Here is a 1,834-nt window from a genome sequence, read left to right as displayed (position 1 = left end):
GGCACGCCCGGCCGGTCCCGCCCCAGCCGGAGCCCGGGCCGCAGACCGAGCCCGTTCCCGCCGCGTTGCAGGGCAAGGGCCTCGACGGCGCCACACCCCAGGGACTGACGCTGTCCGGCCCGTCCGAGAGCGGAGACGTCCAGTCCCGTGGCGACGGTACGGCCGGGGCCGACGAGCGCACGGGCAACGGGAAGCAGACCGGTGGCTCCGGGGGCGGCGGCTCGCGACGGGAGCGCCGGGCCGCCGCCCGGGAACAGGCGAAGAAGGACAAGAAGGGCGCGCGTCGCTGATCCCGGCACGCGTCAGCCCGGTTCGAGCACGCTGAACGACACGCACAACCAGCCGTGTACCCCGTGCTCGAACCGGGCCGTCACGGCGCAGGCCCGGGTGGGGGCGGTGGCGGTGCCGCACAGCTCCAGCGCCTCCTCGGCCGGACGGCAGACGTGGATGTTGCGCAGGACGTAGCGCGGCCTGTCGTTGCCCGGCACGGTCGCCCGCAGGCGCCGGTGCAGCGGAGGGTCGAGCCAGGCCGTCAGCTGGGCGAGGGGACGCCGTCCGGTGTAGGCCTCGAGCAGTCCGGTCAGTACCCGGTGCAGGAGCCGACGTCCCGGCGGGGTGATCGCGCTGCGGCGTCGTTCCTCCTCGTGCAGCTCGACGAGCAGTTCGTCGAGGGTGAGCTGGCCGTCCGCCACCGGAGGAGGGTCGGGCGGGTCGTCGATGTGCCCGGGTTCGTAGGGCTTCAGCGGAACGACCCCGCTGTCCGGTGAGAACGGGTGCATGCGCAGTCCCCTCCCTGGTCGCATCTGCTCCGAGGGGCGGCCCCCTCGACCGCCTCCACCGGTAGAGAGGGTTACCGACCGGTTTTCGGATCCGCAGGCCGCCTGAAGGGGTGAAATACTCCGCTCCCGAGCGGCGCAGGTCGGGCTGCGGTGCTAATCGCGCGGGGCGTTCGGCTACGGTGACCGGATGTTGCGCGGACTCGTGCTGGACCACGCGGGCGTGCTGACCGACCCGGAAGCCGGACTGCTGTTGGGTGCGGTCGACCGCGCCCGTGCGGGCGGCGTGCGTGCGGCGGTGTTGTCCAACGCGGCGGGCGGTGGTGACGTCCGCGCGCGCCTGTCCTGCCGGTTCGACACCCTGGTGTTCTCGGGGGAGGTCGGCGCCGCGAAACCGGACCCGGAGATCTATCACCTGACGGCCCGCCGTCTCGACCTCACCGCGGCCGAGTGCGTGCTGGTGGACGACTCGCCCCGCCATGTCGCGGGCGCCGTGGCGGCCGGAATGGTCGGTGTCCGGCACGTCTCGGTGGCGCAGACCCTCATGGAACTCGCCGCCCTGTTCCCGGAGGATTCCGCTTCCCCCTGAACAAGGGTGCGTCCGTCGGCTACTCCGGGAAACCGATCGACCGATCCCGGGGGGAGTGTTGCGGACGTGACGCCGGTTCAGCGGCTCCGAGCGCGGCGGACCAGTTCGAAACACACGACCGCCGCGGCCGAGGAGACGTTGAGCGACTCGACCTCACCCGGCATGGGGATCGACACCCAACCCGCGACGAGATCGGTCACGTCGGTGCCCACCCCCTGCGTCTCGCCGCCGAGCACGAACGCCGTCCGGGCGGGCAGTTCGCAGGTGAACAGCGAGTCCACAGCCACCCCCGGTGCGGTGTCCGGACGGGCACCGAGGGCGTACACGGCGTAGCCCGACTCGGTGAGTCGTTCGACGGCCTCCCCCGCGGTGGCGCAGCGCAGGACGGGCGCCCGGAAGGCCACCCCGGCGGAGGCCTTCACCACCAGCGGGTCCAGCGCGGCCACGCCCCGGTGCGGCACCACGACGC

The 1,834-nt window shown here is 73.2% G+C and carries 4 protein-coding genes; 2 read left to right on the top strand and 2 right to left on the bottom strand.

The annotated features are described in order from the left end of the window. On the top strand, positions 1-290 hold a 290-nt coding region (locus SACHA_RS24765), incomplete at its 5' end, for a hypothetical protein (protein ID WP_039737519.1). A gap of 12 nt (positions 291-302) precedes the next feature. Here the strand turns inward: SACHA_RS24765 and SACHA_RS0100935 are convergent. Next, a complete protein-coding gene (locus SACHA_RS0100935; protein WP_019806470.1) occupies positions 303-779 on the bottom strand; it encodes an Rv3235 family protein in 477 nt (158 codons plus the stop codon). A 187-nt stretch (positions 780-966) separates the two neighbouring features. Between SACHA_RS0100935 and SACHA_RS0100930 the strand changes: the two genes are divergently transcribed. Then, positions 967-1,365, top strand: a complete 399-nt coding sequence (locus tag SACHA_RS0100930; protein WP_019806469.1) for an HAD-IA family hydrolase — start codon at positions 967-969, stop codon at positions 1,363-1,365. A 77-nt stretch (positions 1,366-1,442) separates the two neighbouring features. Here the strand turns inward: SACHA_RS0100930 and SACHA_RS0100925 are convergent. Then, positions 1,443-1,834: TrmH family RNA methyltransferase (locus SACHA_RS0100925; protein ID WP_019806466.1), on the bottom strand; the 392-nt coding region annotated here is incomplete at its 5' end.

Origin of the sequence: Saccharomonospora halophila 8, assembly GCF_000383775.1 — a bacterium.
Taxonomy (GTDB): domain Bacteria; phylum Actinomycetota; class Actinomycetes; order Mycobacteriales; family Pseudonocardiaceae; genus Saccharomonospora; species Saccharomonospora halophila.
The sequence above is the reverse complement of the archived record's forward strand: the minus strand, read 5'-3'. Positions and strand labels throughout refer to the sequence as shown.

Bases quoted from the DNA above. Each gene is read 5' to 3' on its own strand.
- SACHA_RS0100935 (WP_019806470.1), bottom strand. From the start codon at position 779: ATGCACCCGTTCTCACCGGACAGCGGGGTCGTTCCGCTGAAGCCCTAC.
- SACHA_RS0100930 (WP_019806469.1), top strand. From the start codon at position 967: ATGTTGCGCGGACTCGTGCTGGACCACGCGGGCGTGCTGACCGACCCG.